The following is a 615-nucleotide window of genomic DNA, read 5'->3' on the forward strand; positions in this document are numbered from 1 at the left end:
CTCGGCGAAGCGCCCCACGAAGACCAGCGACGCCGCCCGGTAGGGCAGGGCCGTCGAGAGGACCGACAGCGTGCCCGTCGTCCGGGCGTAGCGGACCGCCCGGCCGGTGATGTCCAGCCAGGACCGCAGGTCGCCCAGTTCCACGGCGGCGTTCGCGGCCGGCCACAGGACGGCCAGGTCCGCGCCGTCGGTGAGGGAGCGCAACGCCCGTTCCAGCAGCGGGAAGGCGGCGGCCGGCCCGTCCGTCGTCCAGGTGACCAGGGCCCGGAGGAAGACGCCCGCCGTCTCGTCGCCGGGCGGCAGGCCGCGGGCCGCCTCGGCGGCGCGCCGCAGTCCGCTCGCGTCGTACCGGCCGGCCCAGATGGCCGCGCCGAACGCCGCGAGGTACGTCTCCCGCGCGGCGGCCGGATCGAGCTCCCTGAGGCGGGCCGCCGCGTCGAGCAACGGCTGCACCGAGCCGAACCCCGGGTTGGCCATGGACGACGCCTTCGCCCGCAGCCGGCCGGCGTCAGCCGCCCGCAGCGGGTCAGGCGGCCCCAGTTCGGCGGCGGCGAGCAGGTCGGGCACCCGGTGCGGCACGCCCGCCGCGAGGTGGGCCGCCGCGGCGGCAAGCGC

The 615-nt window shown here is 78.9% G+C and carries 1 pseudogene; it reads right to left on the reverse strand.

Going from position 1 to position 615, the window contains the following annotated elements:
- Positions 1–615, reverse strand: a pseudogene (locus JNW98_RS27865) (hypothetical protein); the annotation flags it as partial.

The sequence above is a fragment of the Streptomyces huiliensis genome (assembly GCF_020037025.1).
Classification (GTDB): domain Bacteria; phylum Actinomycetota; class Actinomycetes; order Streptomycetales; family Streptomycetaceae; genus Streptomyces; species Streptomyces huiliensis.